At 57.7% G+C, this 15256-nt stretch carries 14 protein-coding genes; 8 read left to right on the top strand and 6 right to left on the bottom strand.

What is annotated here, in order from left to right; all coding sequences use genetic code 11:
- The first annotated feature begins 27 nt into the window (after positions 1–27).
- The 3 genes from fhuC to fhuB are packed head-to-tail and all read left to right on the top strand — an operon-like array spanning position 28 to position 3694.
- Positions 28–825, top strand: coding sequence for a Fe3+-hydroxamate ABC transporter ATP-binding protein FhuC (fhuC, locus tag K7B04_RS00660; RefSeq protein WP_223803286.1), 798 nt, complete (start codon positions 28–30; stop codon positions 823–825).
- Positions 825–1715 carry a Fe(3+)-hydroxamate ABC transporter substrate-binding protein FhuD gene (gene fhuD, locus K7B04_RS00655; RefSeq protein WP_223803285.1) on the top strand — a complete coding sequence of 297 codons (891 nt, stop codon included), beginning with the start codon at positions 825–827 and terminating at the stop codon, positions 1713–1715. The genes fhuC and fhuD overlap by 1 nt, the downstream gene beginning before the upstream one ends.
- Positions 1712–3694 (top strand): Fe(3+)-hydroxamate ABC transporter permease FhuB, encoded by a 1983-nt coding sequence (fhuB, locus tag K7B04_RS00650; RefSeq protein ID WP_223803284.1) that lies wholly within the window; start codon positions 1712–1714, stop codon positions 3692–3694. The genes fhuD and fhuB overlap by 4 nt, the downstream gene beginning before the upstream one ends.
- Positions 3695–3839: 145 nt before the next feature.
- Here fhuB and hemL read toward each other — a convergent pair whose 3' ends face one another.
- Positions 3840–5120: a glutamate-1-semialdehyde 2,1-aminomutase gene (hemL, locus tag K7B04_RS00645; protein WP_163447253.1), complete on the bottom strand. Its 1281-nt coding sequence runs from the start codon at positions 5118–5120 to the stop codon at positions 3840–3842.
- Positions 5121–5301: 181 nt separating this feature from the next.
- Here hemL and clcA point away from each other — a divergent pair, with 181 nt between their 5' ends.
- Entirely contained in the window at positions 5302–6720 is a 1419-nt protein-coding gene (clcA, locus tag K7B04_RS00640) for a H(+)/Cl(-) exchange transporter ClcA (RefSeq protein WP_223803283.1), read from the top strand.
- An 82-nt stretch (positions 6721–6802) separates the two neighbouring features.
- Entirely contained in the window at positions 6803–7147 is a 345-nt protein-coding gene (gene erpA / locus K7B04_RS00635) for an iron-sulfur cluster insertion protein ErpA (protein ID WP_064547553.1), read from the top strand.
- A gap of 57 nt (positions 7148–7204) precedes the next feature.
- Here erpA and K7B04_RS00630 read toward each other — a convergent pair whose 3' ends face one another.
- Genes K7B04_RS00630 through mtnN form a run of 3 tightly spaced genes read right to left on the bottom strand, consistent with a single transcriptional unit; the run spans position 7205 to position 9334 of the window.
- Positions 7205–7828, bottom strand: coding sequence for a TRIC cation channel family protein (locus K7B04_RS00630; protein ID WP_064547555.1), 624 nt, complete (start codon positions 7826–7828; stop codon positions 7205–7207).
- A 14-nt stretch (positions 7829–7842) separates the two neighbouring features.
- On the bottom strand, positions 7843–8643 hold the full coding sequence (gene btuF / locus K7B04_RS00625; protein WP_223803282.1) for a vitamin B12 ABC transporter substrate-binding protein BtuF: 801 nt from the start codon (positions 8641–8643) through the stop codon (positions 7843–7845).
- Positions 8636–9334, bottom strand: coding sequence for a 5'-methylthioadenosine/S-adenosylhomocysteine nucleosidase (mtnN, locus tag K7B04_RS00620; RefSeq protein WP_065356557.1), 699 nt, complete (start codon positions 9332–9334; stop codon positions 8636–8638). Before mtnN ends, btuF begins: the two co-directional genes overlap by 8 nt.
- An 83-nt stretch (positions 9335–9417) precedes the next feature.
- Here mtnN and dgt point away from each other — a divergent pair, with 83 nt between their 5' ends.
- The 3 genes from dgt to cdaR all read left to right on the top strand — a co-directional run bounded on the left by dgt (position 9418) and on the right by cdaR (position 13830).
- Positions 9418–10932 (top strand): dGTPase, encoded by a 1515-nt coding sequence (gene dgt, locus K7B04_RS00615; protein WP_223803281.1) that lies wholly within the window; start codon positions 9418–9420, stop codon positions 10930–10932.
- Between the two features lie 135 nt (positions 10933–11067).
- A complete protein-coding gene (degP, locus tag K7B04_RS00610; RefSeq protein ID WP_163447262.1) occupies positions 11068–12513 on the top strand; it encodes a serine endoprotease DegP in 1446 nt (481 codons plus the stop codon).
- A 159-nt stretch (positions 12514–12672) separates the two neighbouring features.
- Positions 12673–13830 carry a DNA-binding transcriptional regulator CdaR gene (cdaR, locus tag K7B04_RS00605; RefSeq protein WP_163447264.1) on the top strand — a complete coding sequence of 386 codons (1158 nt, stop codon included), beginning with the start codon at positions 12673–12675 and terminating at the stop codon, positions 13828–13830.
- A gap of 110 nt (positions 13831–13940) precedes the next feature.
- Here the strand turns inward: cdaR and K7B04_RS00600 are convergent, their stop codons facing one another.
- Both K7B04_RS00600 and dapD read right to left on the bottom strand, forming a co-directional pair.
- Positions 13941–14321 carry a DUF3461 family protein gene (locus K7B04_RS00600; protein ID WP_065356560.1) on the bottom strand — a complete coding sequence of 127 codons (381 nt, stop codon included), beginning with the start codon at positions 14319–14321 and terminating at the stop codon, positions 13941–13943.
- Positions 14322–14429: 108 nt separating this feature from the next.
- Entirely contained in the window at positions 14430–15254 is an 825-nt protein-coding gene (gene dapD, locus K7B04_RS00595; RefSeq protein WP_052285401.1) for a 2,3,4,5-tetrahydropyridine-2,6-dicarboxylate N-succinyltransferase, read from the bottom strand.
- Between the last annotated feature and the right edge of the window lie 2 nt (positions 15255–15256).

Raw genomic sequence — 15256 nt, 5'->3', positions numbered from 1 at the left:
TCCGCGCCCTTTAACATGTTGACGGTTATGCAGGACAACACAACTCATTCAGATACGACCTTTTCTCTCGAACAGGTCGTTTTTCGCGTTCCGGGCCGTACGCTGCTTCATCCTCTCTCTTTAACCTTTCCTGCGGGCAAAGTGACCGGGCTCATCGGCCACAACGGCTCGGGCAAATCGACCCTGTTGAAAATGTTGGGCCGCCATCAGCCGCCGTCGGAAGGGGAGATCCTGCTTGACGGTCAGCCGCTCGACAGCTGGAACAGCAAAGCGTTTGCCCGCAAGGTGGCCTATTTGCCGCAGCAACTGCCGCCCGCTGAAGGGATGACGGTGCGTGAACTGGTGGCGATTGGCCGCTACCCATGGCACGGTGCGCTAGGGCGTTTTGGCGTTGCCGACCGTGAAAAGGTGGACGAGGCGATTGCGCTGGTGGGGCTGAAGCCGCTGGCCCAGCGCCTGGTTGACAGCCTGTCCGGCGGTGAGCGTCAGCGTGCATGGATCGCCATGCTGGTGGCGCAGGATAGCCGTTGCTTGCTGCTTGATGAACCGACGTCCGCGCTGGATATTGCTCATCAGGTCGATGTGCTGGCATTGGTACATCGCCTGAGCCAGCAGCGCGGCCTGACCGTGGTAGCGGTGCTGCACGATATCAATATGGCGGCGCGTTACTGCGACTATCTGGTGGCCCTGCGCGGCGGCGAAATGATTGCCCAGGGGACGCCGGATGAACTGATGCGCAGCGACACGCTGGAACGTATTTATGGTATCCCGATGGGGATCCTGCCACACCCGGCCGGTGCTGCACCGGTAAGTTTTGTCTATTGATGGCTGACGTAAACCTGATTAGCCGCCGTCGGTTACTGACGGCGATGGCGCTGTCGCCGCTGTTGTGGCGGATGCAAACGGCGCAGGCCGTGCCGATGAACAACGAGCGCATTGTGGCGCTCGAATGGTTACCCGTTGAGCTGATGCTGGCGCTGGGCGTCACGCCTTACGGCGTCGCGGATATTCCCAACTACCGTATGTGGGTCAACGAACCGGTGCTGCCGGATTCGGTGATTGACGTTGGCTTGCGCACGGAGCCCAATCTGGAGCTACTGACGCAAATGAAGCCGTCGATGCTGGTATGGTCGGCAGGCTATGGCCCTTCGCCGGAGGTGCTGGCGCGCATCGCGCCTGGGCGTGGCTTCGCGTTCAGCGACGGGAAACAGCCGCTGGCGCAGGCGCGACGCTCGCTGATGGAAATGGCGGACCTGCTGGGTAAACAAGCGGCCGCACATCGCCATCTGGCGGAATTCGATGCCTTTATCGATGGACTGAAGCCGCGTTTCCGTCAGCGTGGGGAGCGCCCCCTGCTGATGATGTCGCTGCTCGATTCGCGTCATATGCTGGTGTTCGGCCCGAACTGCCTGTTCCAGGAAGTTCTCGACCGTCTGGGGGTTAAAAACGCCTGGCAGGGTGAAACCAACTTCTGGGGCAGTACGGTCGTGGGGATTGACCGGCTGGCGGCCTATAAAGACGTCGATGTGATTTGTTTCGACCACGGTAACGCTGCGGAAATGCGCCGCTTGACCGCCACGCCGTTATGGCAGGCGATGCCGTTTGTACGCGCTGGCCGCATGCAGGTCGTACCGGCGGTCTGGTTCTATGGCGCCACGCTATCGGCGATGAATTTCGCCCGTATCCTGGATAATGCGTTGGGAGGCAATGCGTGAAAACGACCTTCTCTCCCTTTGCTGCACTGTTGCTGGGGCTGCTGTTTATTGCTGCGTTGGCGCTGACCTGGTTTAACTTCAGCACCGCGCTGCCGGGTTCGCTCTGGTTGCAGGCGATGCGTCAGCCGAATATCGACGCCATTGACCAGATGATTTTCCACTACAGCCTGCTGCCGCGCCTGGCGATTGCGCTGCTGGTTGGGGCTGGGCTGGGGCTGGTCGGCGTGCTGTTCCAGCAGGTTTTGCGTAACCCACTGGCAGAACCGACGACGCTTGGCGTGGCCACTGGCGCGCAGCTCGGTATGACCATCACCACTCTGTGGGCGATACCGGGGGTGCTGGCGGCGCAATTTGCCGCGCTGGCGGGGGCCTGCATCGTCGGGGCGCTGGTGTTTGGCGTCGCGTGGGGTAAACGGCTTTCGCCGGTCACGCTGATTCTCGCCGGTCTGGTGGTGAGCCTCTACTGTGGTGCCATCAACCAACTGATGGTGATTTTCCACCATGACCAGCTGCAAAGCATGTTCCTGTGGAGCACCGGCACGCTGACGCAGACCGACTGGAGCGTGGTGCAGCGTTTGTGGCCGCAACTGTTGGGCGGCGTGATGCTGACGTTGCTGCTGCTGCGCCCGTTGACGCTGATGGGGCTGGATGACGGCGTGGCCCGTAACCTCGGGCTGGCGCTGTCGCTGGCTCGTCTGGGGGCGCTAACGCTGGCGATCGTCATCAGCGCCTTACTGGTTAACGCGGTAGGGATTATTGGTTTTATCGGCCTGTTTGCGCCGCTGCTGGCGAAAATGCTGGGGGCGCGGCGTTTGCTCTCCCGACTGCTGTTGGCGCCGTTGATTGGCGCGCTGATCCTGTGGCTCTCCGATCAACTGATTCTGTGGCTGTCGCGAGTCTGGATGGAGGTCTCTACCGGCTCCGTCACCGCGCTGATTGGCGCGCCGTTGCTGCTGTGGCTGCTACCGCGTTTGCGCAGCATGAGCGCGCCCGCAATGAATGCCAGCGACAGCGTTGCCCGCGAACGGCAGAACGTTGCGTGGTTTGCGCTGGGCGGGTTAGCCATTCTGTTGATTACCGTATTTGCGGCGTTGTCGCTGGGGCGTGACGCTTACGGCTGGCACTGGGCCAGCGGTTCGCTGCTGGATCAACTGCTCCAGTGGCGCTGGCCGCGTATCGCCTCCGCGCTGATCGCCGGGATGATGCTGGCGGTCGCGGGCTGCATTATTCAGCGTCTGACCGGTAACCCGATGGCCAGCCCGGAAGTGCTGGGTATTAGCTCCGGTGCGGCATTTGGCGTGGTGCTGATGCTGTTTATCGTGCCGGGCAACGCCTTTGGCTGGCTGCTGCCTGCCGGGAGTGTCGGCGCAGCGGTCACGCTGCTGATTATCCTGATTGCAGCCGGGCGCGGCGGCTTCTCGCCGCACCGCATGCTGCTGGCGGGGATGGCGTTGAGCACCGCATTCACCATGTTGCTGATGATGCTACAGGCCAGCGGCGACCCGCGTATGGCGCAGATTTTGACGTGGATTTCCGGCTCGACCTACAACGCTACCGGCAAGCAGGTGATGCAGTCGGCGGCCGCGATGGTGGTTCTACTGCTGCTGGTGCCGCTGTGCCGTCGCTGGCTCACCATTCTGCCGCTGGGCGGTGACACGGCGCGGTCGATCGGTATGGCGCTGGCGCCGACCCGCATTGCGCTGCTGCTGTTGGCGGCGAGCCTGACGGCGGCAGCGACGTTAACCATCGGGCCGTTGAGTTTTGTCGGTTTGATGGCGCCGCATATCGCGCGGATGATGGGGTTCCGGCGGACGATGCCGCATATGGTGATTTCCGCCCTGGTTGGCGGCCTGCTGCTGGTATTTGCGGACTGGTGCGGACGGATGCTGATGTTTCCGTATCAGGTGCCCGCGGGGCTGCTGTCGACCTTTATCGGCGCGCCGTACTTTATCTATCTGCTGAGGAAGCAGAGCCGCTAGATGAAAGGGTGAGGGAACGTCCCCCCTCTCCCCAAAGGGGCGAGGGGGAAAAACGGGCTGGAGCCGTAGGTGAAGGCTGTTCCGAACGGTTCCCTCTCCCCGGTGGGGAGAGGGCGAGGGTGAGGGGGAACTGCGCGTATATCCCTTACAGCTGGGCAAACACCCGACGCGCCGCATCGATGGTGTTATCAATATCTTCTTCGCTATGGGCAACCGACATAAAGCCCGCCTCAAAGGCCGACGGCGCCAGATATACCCCTTCTTCCAGCATCAGGTGGAAGAAGCGCTTGAAGCGCTCCACGTCGCACTTCAGCACATCCTGATAGCAGGTGACTTCTTTGGCATCGGTGAAGAAAATACCGAACATGCCGCCCACGTTGTTGACGACCAGCGGGATACCAGCGTCTTGTGCGGCATCCAGCAAGCCTTGCGCCAGCTGGTTGGTCAGCTCGGTCAGCGTCTCGTGGACGCCCGGCTGCGCCACTTCGGTCAGGCAAGCGTAACCCGCTGCCATCGCAATCGGGTTACCGGAGAGCGTACCCGCCTGGTAAACCGGGCCGGTTGGCGCCAGCGCGTCCATCACGTCACGACGGCCGCCGAACGCCCCTACCGGCATCCCGCCGCCGATGATTTTGCCCAGACAGGTCAGGTCCGGCACCACGTCGTAGTAGGACTGTGCGCCCGCCAGCGCCACGCGGAAGCCGGTCATTACTTCATCGATAATCAGCAGCGCGCCAAACTCGTCGCACAGGGCGCGCAGGCCCGGCAGGAACTCCGGCTGTGGCGGAATGCAGTTCATGTTGCCGGCGACCGGTTCAACGATAATGCAGGCGATCTCCTGCGGATACTGCTCGAACGCCGCGCGCACGGACGCCAGATCGTTATAGGTGCAGGTGAGGGTATGTTTGGCGAAGTCTGCCGGGACACCCGGTGAATTTGGCTGGCCGAGGGTCAGCGCGCCGGAACCGGCTTTCACCAGCAGGCAGTCGGCATGGCCATGGTAGCAGCCTTCAAACTTGATGATTTTGTCGCGGCCAGTGAAGCCGCGGGCCAGGCGAATGGCGCTCATGGTGGCTTCGGTACCGGAGTTGACCATACGGACCATATCCATGGTAGGCACCAGTTCGGTCACCAGCTTCGCCATGGTCACTTCCATTTCGGTCGGCGCGCCGAAGCTCAGGCCGCGCTCGGCCGCTTCAATGACCGCGTTGCGGATAGCCGGATGGTTATGTCCCAGCACCATTGGCCCCCAGGAGCCGACGTAATCGATATAGGCTTTACCATCGACGTCGTACAGGTAGGCGCCATCTGCGCGTTCGATAAACAGCGGCGTGCCGCCAACGCCGGTGAAGGCGCGTACCGGCGAGTTAACGCCGCCAGGGATGAGTTCACGCGCTGCGCTATAGAGGTTTTCAGATTTGCTCATTGCCAGGATCCTGGTTCGTGAAAAATGTTTTGTCCGCTATTCTAAATTATTCCGTAGAGGTTATGAAATTTTTGCCTGATTGCAACAAAGCCCTCCTGAAGCAATTTTTTCGCGACGTAGCGCACAGGTGTGGGTAAAATGCTCCCCCTTCCTATTTGTATTACCAATTAGTGATGACGGTATGAAAGCTGAAATACCCCCTTTAGAGGCACAACGGATTGTCCGTTTACGCCGCCGTGACGTGGTGCGTAAATTGTTGAATCGCGATAAAACGCCGCTGATGGTGCTCCTGATGGCCGCCGTGGTTGGCGCGCTGGTGGGTTTAGTCGGCGTGGCGTTTGAGCATGCGGTGAACTGGGTGATGAACGCGCGTATTGGCACGTTGGCGCAGGTCGCTGACCATTGGTTTATCGTCTGGCCGCTGGCCTTTATTCTGTCGGCGCTGCTGGCGATGCTGGGTTACTGGCTGGTGCGTCGGTTTGCGCAGGAGGCCGGTGGCTCGGGGATCCCGGAAATTGAAGGCGCGCTGGAAGAGTTACGTCCGGTGCGCTGGTGGCGCGTGTTGCCGGTGAAATTTATCGGCGGCATGGGCACGCTCGGTGCCGGTATGGTGCTGGGACGCGAAGGGCCGACGGTGCAGATCGGCGGCAACGTGGGGCGCATGGTGAGCGATATCTTCCGCCAGCGCGGCGAAGAAGCGCGCCACACCCTGCTGGCAACGGGCGCGGCGGCGGGCTTGTCGGCGGCCTTTAACGCGCCGCTGGCGGGCATACTGTTCATTATTGAAGAGATGCGTCCGCAGTTCCGCTACAGCCTGATTTCAATTAAAGCGGTGTTTACCGGCGTTATCATGTCGAGCATTGTGTTCCGCATCTTCAACGGCGAAACGCCGGTGATTGAGGTCGGTAAACTGAGCAACGCGCCGGTCAATACGCTGTGGCTGTATATGGTGCTGGGCATTGTGTTCGGCTGCTTTGGGCCGCTGTTCAACACGATGGTGCTGAAGACCCAGGATATGTTTTTCCGCATCCACGGCGGCAATATTAAAAAATGGGTGCTGATTGGCGGTCTGATCGGCGGTTGCTGCGGCGTACTGGGGCTGATTCAACCGGCGGCCTCGGGCGGCGGCTTTACCCTGATCCCGATTGCGGCGGCGGGTAACTACACCATCGGCGCGCTGCTGTGTTTGTTCATTGTTCGCGTCGTGACCACGCTGCTGTGCTTCTCCTCCGGCGCGCCAGGCGGGATTTTCGCACCGATGCTGGCGTTGGGCACGTTGCTGGGGACCGCGTTTGGCACGGCGGCGGCGAGTCTGTTTCCGGCTTATCATCTGGACGCTGGCACTTTCGCCATCGCCGGAATGGGCGCGCTGCTGGCGGCTTCCGTTCGCGCCCCGTTGACCGGTATCGTGCTGGTACTGGAGATGACCGATAACTATCAGCTCATTTTGCCAATGATTATCACCGGGCTCGGTGCCACGCTATTAGCGCAGTTCCTCGGCGGACAACCACTTTATGCCACTATCCTGGCGCGTACGCTGGCCAAGCAGGAAGCCGAGCAAGAGGCAAAAGCCCGGCAGGTTGCCGGGGAGAATACTTGAACGATTTACCAGGGTATTAGATAATGACCCAAAGAGTCGGGTTACTATTTGCCCAGACTAGCTGTAGTAATGGGAGCATAAAATGAGTGATGACGTAGCGCTGCCGCTGGAGTTTACCGACGCCGCAGCCAAAAAAGTAAAAGTCCTGATTGCGGATGAAGAGAATCCAAACCTGAAGCTGCGTGTGTACATCACGGGCGGCGGCTGCAGCGGCTTCCAGTACGGTTTTACCTTTGACGATCAGGTCAACGAAGGCGATATGACCATCGAAAAACAGGGCGTTGGCCTGGTGGTTGATCCAATGAGCTTGCAGTATCTGGTAGGCGGTTCCGTTGACTATACCGAAGGTCTGGAAGGTTCACGTTTTATCGTGACCAACCCGAACGCGACCAGCACCTGCGGCTGCGGTTCTTCCTTCAGCATTTGATGATCAAATGTCTAAAATTGCCCGCTTAGCCGCGGGCAATTTTGTTTGCAGGCAGGGTTAGCGCCCGTTGTCGTCCAGCGCAAAGGTCGGCAGCTTCAGGTGCCAGCGAATGGCGGCCAGACGAATGGCCAGCGTCACCACCATCCCCATCATACTGGCGTTTTCCAGCGGCACTTTGAAGGTGTAATAGGCTGTCGCGTGGACGATCCCGCCAATAATACAGGCGGTAGCGTAGATTTCGGTGCGCAGAATCATCGGCACTTCGCGCGCCAGCACGTCACGGATAATCCCGCCGCCGACGCCGGTCACCACGCCCATACAGACCGCGACCAGCGGCCCGGAGTGCGCAATAAACGCTTTATTGACGCCGATGCCGACGAACACCGCCAGCCCGACGGCGTCGAGTACCGGCAGCACCCACTTCGGCAGGCGACGCGGTTGGCGCACCAGCACGATGGTCAGCATACAGGTCACCATTGCCACGACCAGGTCGGTCGGGTCTTTTACCCAGAATACCGGGCCGTTGGCGAGCGCCATATCGCGAATCGTTCCGCCACCGACGGCGGTAACGACGCCCAGAACCAGCACGCCGAACGGATCCATGCGCAGTTTCCCCGCCAGCAGTACGCCGGAGACGGCGAAAACAATGGTGCCAACAATATCAAGCCAGTAGACAAGCATGACCAATTACCCAATTAATGAACCTGCGACAGCGCAGTACAGAGTTGTTTTGCGGCGAGGATAATACGTGGGCTTGCCCGTTCAAACCAGTCACTATTAAGGGGAATAACCGGGATTGTGAGCTGACTGGCCCAGTAGCGCTGAATTTTCGGAATCTGACTTTCGTCACCGGCGGCGACAATGGCCTGCGGCTGACGCGTCAGTACCTGCTCACGGCTCACCTGCGGCCAGGCGACGCGGCTGTCGGCAAAGATGTTCTGACCGCCGCAAATCTCCAGCACCTGGTTCTGAATCGCGCTTTTGTTACTGGTGAAGATAGGGTTGAAACCGAACTGCATAAACACGCGCTTTTTCGGCGCATTGGCGTACTGCGCCTTCAGTTGAGTGTAGTCGCGCATCAGCTCGGCGGCGGCCTGCTCGGCTTTTTCCGGCTGCGGGCTCCACTGTGCCAGCTTACGTAGCGCGGCGGCGATGTCTTCAATACTGTGTGAGTCAATCCACAGCACGGTAATGCCGAGCGACTGCAACTGATTGACCGGGCGCTCGGCGTTGCCTTCCTTCCACGCCAGCACGACGTCCGGATGCAGCGCCACGATGCGCTCCAGGTTGATGCCTTGCCAGGAGGCGACCTGTTCGATCGTTTTGGCCGCGGCGGGGTAGTCAGACCACGCGCTGACGCCAACGGGGGTGATCCCGGCGGCAAAGGCCAGTTCGGTATTGGCAGGGGAGAGGGAGATAACCCGCGGCGCGGCATAGAGCCACGCCGGGGCGCTAAACAGCAGGGCCAGCAGCCCTGTCATCAAGCGCTTAGCCATGTGCGAGTTTCTGCACCAGCGTTTCAACCATCAGCGTCGATTGCTTCGCGGCAACCGCCAGGAATTCGTCAAAGCTCAGGTGGGACTCTTTGTCAGCAACGTCGGAGATGGCGCGCACCACCACGAACGGCACGGCAAAGCTGTGGCAAACGTGGGCAATGGCGGTAGCTTCCATCTCAACGGCAATGGCCTGCGGGAAGTTGCGACGAATTTTCGCCAGCCCTTCGGCGCCGTTAATGAAAGCGTCGCCGCTGACGATCAGGCCGCGTACCGCGTTCAGATCCAGCGCCTTGATGCAGGTTTCGGCGGCGGCAATCAGTTTATCGTCGGCTTTGAACGCCGCCGGGCAGCCGGCCATCTGACCGATTTCGTAGCCGAATGCGGTAACGTCGGCATCGTGATAGCGCGCTTCATCGGAGACCACGATATCACCCACTTTCAGCGTCGGCGCCAGACCGCCCGCGGAACCGGTGTTGATGATAACGTCCGGCTGGCAGCGCTCCAGCAGCAGGGCGGCGCCCATCGCGGCCGCGACTTTACCAATGCCGGACTTCAGCAGAGCAACGTCCACGCCGTTCAACTGGCCGGTGTAGATTTCACTGCCGCCGAGGGTGATAGTCTGACGATTTTCGATTTTGTCACGCAGCAGCGTAACTTCTTCTTCCATTGCGCCAATAATGCCGATTTTCATAGATTTACTCGCGATGTGCCATGTTTAAAGGCATAGTCTATCATGCGGTTCAGGGGAAGCGCATTTCTCGCGACGGAGAGGCTATGGCTAAGATTGATTTTCGTAACAAAATTAACTGGCGTCGGCGCTATCGTTCACCGCAAGGCGTCAGCTCGGAGCATGAGATCCTGCGCATTTTTGAAAGTGACCGTGGGCGCATCATCAACTCGCCGGCGATTCGCCGTTTGCAGCAGAAAACCCAGGTCTTCCCGCTGGAGCGTAATGCCGCCGTTCGCACGCGCCTCACTCACTCGATGGAGGTCCAGCAGGTAGGGCGCTATATCGCCAAAGAGATTTTAAGCCGCCTGAAAGAGAAAAAGCTGCTGGTGGCCTACGGTCTGGACGAGTTGACCGGGCCTTTTGAAAGCATCGTTGAGATGGCTTGCCTGATGCATGATATCGGCAATCCGCCGTTTGGCCATTTTGGCGAAGCGGCAATCAACGACTGGTTCAGCCAGCGTCTGGCGCCGAAAGATGCGCTGCGCCAGCCGCTGAGCCATGACCGCTGTGAAGTCGTGAGCCTCCAGCTGCGCGAAGGTGAAGAGACGCTGAATGAGTTGCGCCGTAAGGTGCGTCAGGATCTGTGTCACTTTGAAGGCAACGCGCAGGGGGTTCGACTGGTGCATACGCTAATGCGTATGAACCTGACCTGGGCGCAGGTGGGGTGTATCCTGAAATATACGCGCCCGGCCTGGTGGGTGGGTGAGACGCCAGCGACCCACAGCTATTTAATGAAAAAACCGGGCTACTACCTGGCCGAAGAAGGTTATATTTCGCGCTTACGTAAAGAACTGGATTTAGCACCTTACAATCGCTTCCCATTAACCTGGATTATGGAAGCGGCCGATGATATTTCTTATTGTGTTGCGGACCTTGAGGATGCCGTTGAAAAACGAATCTTCAGCGTTGAGCAGCTGTATCAGCATTTATACGATTCCTGGCCGGAGCATACAAAAGGCTCACTGTTCGCACAGGTGGTGGAAAATGCCTGGGATAAATCTCGCGCTAATTCATTAAGCCGCAGTACTGAAGACCAGTTCTTTATGTATTTACGGGTGAACACATTAAATAAACTGGTGCCCTATGCGGCGCAGCGGTTTATTGAAAATCTGCCACAGATTTATGCTGGTGACTTTAATCACGCACTACTGGAAGATGAAAGCAGCTATAGTCAGTTGCTGAATATTTATAAGAATGTAGCTATAAAACATGTATTTAGCCATCACGAAGTTGAACAGCTGGAATTGCAGGGTTACCGTGTTATTGGCGGCTTGCTGGATATTTACGCGCCGTTGCTTAAATTATCCTTAAGCGATTTCAGTGAACTGGTGGAACACGAGCGGGTGCGTCGATTACCCATTGAGTCGCGCCTTTTTTGCAAGCTCTCAACGCGACATCGTTTAGCTTATGTTGAGGCTGTGAATAAAATTTCACGCGACGCCCTTGAATTTCCGGTGATGGAATATTATTACCGTTGTCGTCTGCTTCAGGATTATATCAGCGGAATGACCGACCTCTACGCGTGGGATGAATATCGACGACTGATGGCAGTAGAATAATCAGAAGTTTTGTAAAGACGCTCAATAAATTTTTACTTTTCCCGCGTGCAGTTGAATGGAACTTAGTGTCATAAAGCGAATCTGATAGTCACGAACACAGCAATTTTGCGTAATCTGATATTGAGATTGAAACACATGAAAAAAACCACGTTAGCAATGAGTGCTCTGGCTCTTAGTTTAAGTCTGGCTCTGTCTCCGTTGTCCGCTAGCGCGGCCGAGACGGCATCTTCTACCGCATCCGCTGCCCAGCCTATGCCTAGCCTGGCGCCGATGCTGGAAAAAGTGATGCCGTCTGTCGTCAGCATTAATGTTGAGGGCAGCACAACGGTAAACACACCGCGTATGGGCCGTAATTTCCAGCAGTTCTTCGGCGACAACTCGCCGTTCTGTCAGGACGGTTCACCGTTCCAGAGCTCACCTTTCTGTCAGGGCGCTGGCCCGAACGGCGGTAACGGTGGCGCCCAGCCGCAGCAGCAACAGAAATTTATGGCCCTCGGCTCCGGTGTGGTGATTGACGCCGCCAAAGGCTACGTCGTCACCAACAACCACGTGGTTGATAACGCCAACGTGATTAAAGTACAGCTGAGCGATGGACGTAAGTTCGACGCTAAAGTGGTCGGTAAAGATCCGCGCTCGGATATCGCGCTGATTCAGATTCAGGATCCGAAAAACCTGACGGCAATTAAGCTGGCGGATTCCGATGCTCTGCGCGTCGGCGACTACACCGTAGCGATTGGTAACCCGTTCGGTCTGGGCGAAACCGTCACTTCCGGTATCGTCTCCGCGTTGGGTCGTAGCGGCCTGAACGTCGAAAACTACGAAAACTTTATTCAGACCGATGCGGCGATCAACCGCGGTAACTCCGGCGGCGCGCTGGTGAACCTGAACGGCGAGCTGATTGGTATCAATACCGCGATCCTTGCACCGGACGGTGGCAACATCGGTATCGGCTTCGCCATTCCAAGCAACATGGTGAAAAACCTGACCGATCAGATGGTGAAATTTGGCCAGGTAAAACGCGGTGAACTGGGCATTATGGGCACCGAGCTGAACTCTGAACTGGCGAAAGCAATGAAAGTTGACGCTCAGCGCGGCGCTTTCGTCAGCCAGGTTATGCCGAACTCCTCTGCGGCGAAAGCGGGCATCAAAGCCGGTGACGTGATTACCGCCCTGAACGGTAAGCCAATTAGCAGCTTCGCGGCGCTGCGCGCCCAGGTGGGCACCATGCCGGTGGGCAGCAAAATCACCCTCGGCCTGCTGCGCGATGGCAAACCGGTGACGGTGAACCTGGAACTGCAGCAGAGCAGCCAGACTCAGGTAGAGTCCAGCAGCATTTTCAACGGGATTGAAGGTGCGGAAATGAGCAACAAAGGCCAGGATAAAGGCGTGGTGGTTAATACGGTGAAAGCCGGGACCCCGGCCGCGCAGATTGGTCTGAAGAAAGGCGACATTATCGTGGGCGCGAACCAGCAGGTGGTGAAAAACATCGCCGAGCTGCGCAAAATCCTCGACAGCAAGCCGTCCGTTCTGGCGCTGAACATCCAGCGTGGTGATAGCTCTATCTACCTGCTGATGCAGTAATCATGACCTCAACCCTTTCCCCATCAAGGGAAAGGGTTTCTTCCTTTCGTAATGTGAAGCTCCCCACAACTCCATAGATCTCGGCTGTGCTTTGTGCATTTGCACAGTGCGCGGTTCCCCTGTCTTTCTTATCATGTAACCTGCTCACAGGAGGGGTTCATGGCTGGCTGGCATCTCGATACTAAAATGGCGCAGGATATTGTGGCGCGCACCATGCGCATCATCGATACCAATATTAACGTGATGGATGCCCGTGGACGCATTATCGGCAGCGGCGATCGCGAGCGTATTGGGGAATTGCACGAAGGTGCGCTGCTGGTGCTGTCACAGGGCAGGGTCGTAGACATCGATGATGCGGTGGCGCGTCATCTGCATGGCGTGCGTCAAGGGATCAACCTGCCGCTGCGTCTGGAGGGGGAAATCGTCGGCGTTATCGGCCTGACCGGCGAACCGGAGACGCTGCGTAAATATGGCGAGCTGGTGTGCATGACGGCGGAGATGATGCTCGAGCAGTCGCGGCTGATGCATCTGCTGGCGCAGGACAGCCGTCTGCGTGAAGAGCTGGTCATGAATCTGATTCAGGCCGAGGAGAATACCCCTGCGTTGACCGAATGGGCGCAGCGTTTGGGAATCGACCTTAACCAGCCGCGCGTGGCGGCGGTCGTTGAAGTCGACAGCGGGCAGCTTGGCGTCGACAGCGCCATGGCCGAGTTACAGCAGTTGCAAAACGCGCTGACCACGCCGGAGCGCAACAACCTGATTGCTATCGTCTCTTTGACTGAAATGGTGGTGCTGAAACCGGCACTCAATCAGTTTGGCCGCTGGGATGCTGAAGACCACCAGAAGCGCGTTGAGCAGTTGATTTCACGCATGAAAGAGAATGGCCATCTGCGTTTTCGCGTGGCGCTGGGCAACTACTTTACCGGGCCGGGCAGCATTGCCCGCTCGTACCGTACTGCCCGTACCACCATGATGGTGGGCAAACAGCGCATGCCCGAGAGCCGCAGCTATTTTTACCAGGATTTGATGCTGCCGGTGCTGCTCGACAGCCTGCGCGGTGGTTGGCAGGCCAACGAGCTTTCGCGCCCGTTGATGCGCCTGAAAGCAATGGATAACAACGGTCTGCTGCGTCGTACCCTGACAGCATGGTTTCGCAACAATGTTCAGCCGCTGGCCACCTCGAAGGCACTGTTTATTCACCGTAATACGCTGGAGTATCGACTGAACCGTATCTCGGAGCTAACCGGGCTGGATTTGGGGAATTTTGACGACAGGCTGCTGCTGTATATTGCGCTGCAATTGGATGAGCAGCGATGATAAAACCGTAGAGTGTGCGGTCTGTGTAAGCCTGATAAGCGTAGCGCCATCAGGCAAAACGCCGGGTGGCGGCTGCGCCTTACCCGGCCTACGAATACATCCACATGCAGCTATTTACGCGTCAACTTCTCCAGATCGGCTTCAATTTCACTGATCTTATTGGTCACGACGCTTTCCAGATGACGCAGATCGTCAAGGATCTTACGCTTCAGGTCGACTTCACTGCGATCGCGCTGGCAAATCTGGTCCAGCTCGTCAATCACGTAGCGCAGATTCGGGCTGATCTCCTGCACTTCTTTGAAACCCTGACCATCACCAGCGATGGTTTTACGCTGACGCGGATATTTGAACTTCACGCTCTTAGCGAAAAATTCACCCTTATCCTTCTGGAAATAGATTTTCAGGATATCGTTGTTGGCTTCCTGCCGGAGGCTGTAACGATCGATTTCATCGGGATTGGTAATCCCCAGGCTTTTCAAATTATCGTACATAGCGGTACCCCTGATCTAATTTAACTATTGAATAATTAACGAAAAAATCAAACTCCGCCAGCGTAAGAATAAAAAAAAGCGGGGTTGCCCCCGCTTTTTCGCATCTTATTAATCGATAGTACGCAGTAGTTCGTTGATACCGACTTTACCGCGGGTTTTCGCGTCAACCTTCTTCACGATGACGGCGCAGTACAGGCTGTACTTACCGTCTTTAGAAGGCAGGTTGCCGGAGACGACAACGGAGCCTGCCGGAACGCGGCCGTAGAACACTTCGCCGGTTTCGCGATCGTAGATTTTGGTGCTCTGACCGAGATAGACGCCCATCGAGATCACGGAGCCTTCTTCAACGATCACACCTTCAACCACTTCAGAACGCGCGCCGATGAAGCAGTTGTCTTCGATGATGGTCGGGTTCGCCTGCAGCGGCTCCAGTACGCCACCGATACCGACGCCGCCGGACAGGTGCACGTTTTTACCGATCTGCGCGCAGGAGCCCACGGTCGCCCAGGTATCCACCATGGAGCCTTCGTCAACGTAGGCGCCGATGTTCACATAGGACGGCATCAGCACGGTGTTGCGGGCGATATAGGCACCCTGACGAACGGCAGCCGGCGGCACCACGCGGAAACCTTCTTTCTGGAAACGCGCTTCGTCGTAATCAGCGAATTTCATCGGTACTTTATCGAAGTAGCGGCTTTCCGCACCGTCGATAACCTGGTTATCGTTAATACGGAAAGAGAGCAGAACCGCTTTCTTCAGCCACTGGTGAGTGACCCACTGGCCGTCGATCTTTTCAGCGACACGCAGCGCGCCGGAATCCAGCAGGGAAATCACCTGGTTAACCGCTTCGCGGGTTACGGTATCCACATTTGCCGGCGTGATGTCGGCGCGACGCTCAAAAGCGGACTCAATAACGTTCTGTAATTGCTGCATTG

This window comes from Kluyvera sp. CRP, from assembly GCF_019930565.1.
Lineage (GTDB): Bacteria > Pseudomonadota > Gammaproteobacteria > Enterobacterales > Enterobacteriaceae > Kluyvera > Kluyvera georgiana_A.
This window is presented reverse-complemented; position numbering and strand designations above follow the sequence as displayed.

Coding starts and splice junctions, on each gene's coding strand:
- clcA (WP_223803283.1), top strand. CDS start 5,302: ATGAAAGCTGAAATACCCCCTTTAGAGGCACAACGGATTGTCCGTTTA.
- dgt (WP_223803281.1), top strand. CDS start 9,418: ATGGCTAAGATTGATTTTCGTAACAAAATTAACTGGCGTCGGCGCTAT.
- hemL (WP_163447253.1), bottom strand. CDS start 5,120: ATGAGCAAATCTGAAAACCTCTATAGCGCAGCGCGTGAACTCATCCCT.
- dapD (WP_052285401.1), bottom strand. CDS start 15,254: ATGCAGCAATTACAGAACGTTATTGAGTCCGCTTTTGAGCGTCGCGCC.
- btuF (WP_223803282.1), bottom strand. CDS start 8,643: ATGGCTAAGCGCTTGATGACAGGGCTGCTGGCCCTGCTGTTTAGCGCC.
- fhuD (WP_223803285.1), top strand. CDS start 825: ATGGCTGACGTAAACCTGATTAGCCGCCGTCGGTTACTGACGGCGATG.
- mtnN (WP_065356557.1), bottom strand. CDS start 9,334: ATGAAAATCGGCATTATTGGCGCAATGGAAGAAGAAGTTACGCTGCTG.
- K7B04_RS00630 (WP_064547555.1), bottom strand. CDS start 7,828: ATGCTTGTCTACTGGCTTGATATTGTTGGCACCATTGTTTTCGCCGTC.
- erpA (WP_064547553.1), top strand. CDS start 6,803: ATGAGTGATGACGTAGCGCTGCCGCTGGAGTTTACCGACGCCGCAGCC.
- cdaR (WP_163447264.1), top strand. CDS start 12,673: ATGGCTGGCTGGCATCTCGATACTAAAATGGCGCAGGATATTGTGGCG.
- K7B04_RS00600 (WP_065356560.1), bottom strand. CDS start 14,321: ATGTACGATAATTTGAAAAGCCTGGGGATTACCAATCCCGATGAAATC.
- fhuC (WP_223803286.1), top strand. CDS start 28: ATGCAGGACAACACAACTCATTCAGATACGACCTTTTCTCTCGAACAG.
- degP (WP_163447262.1), top strand. CDS start 11,068: ATGAAAAAAACCACGTTAGCAATGAGTGCTCTGGCTCTTAGTTTAAGT.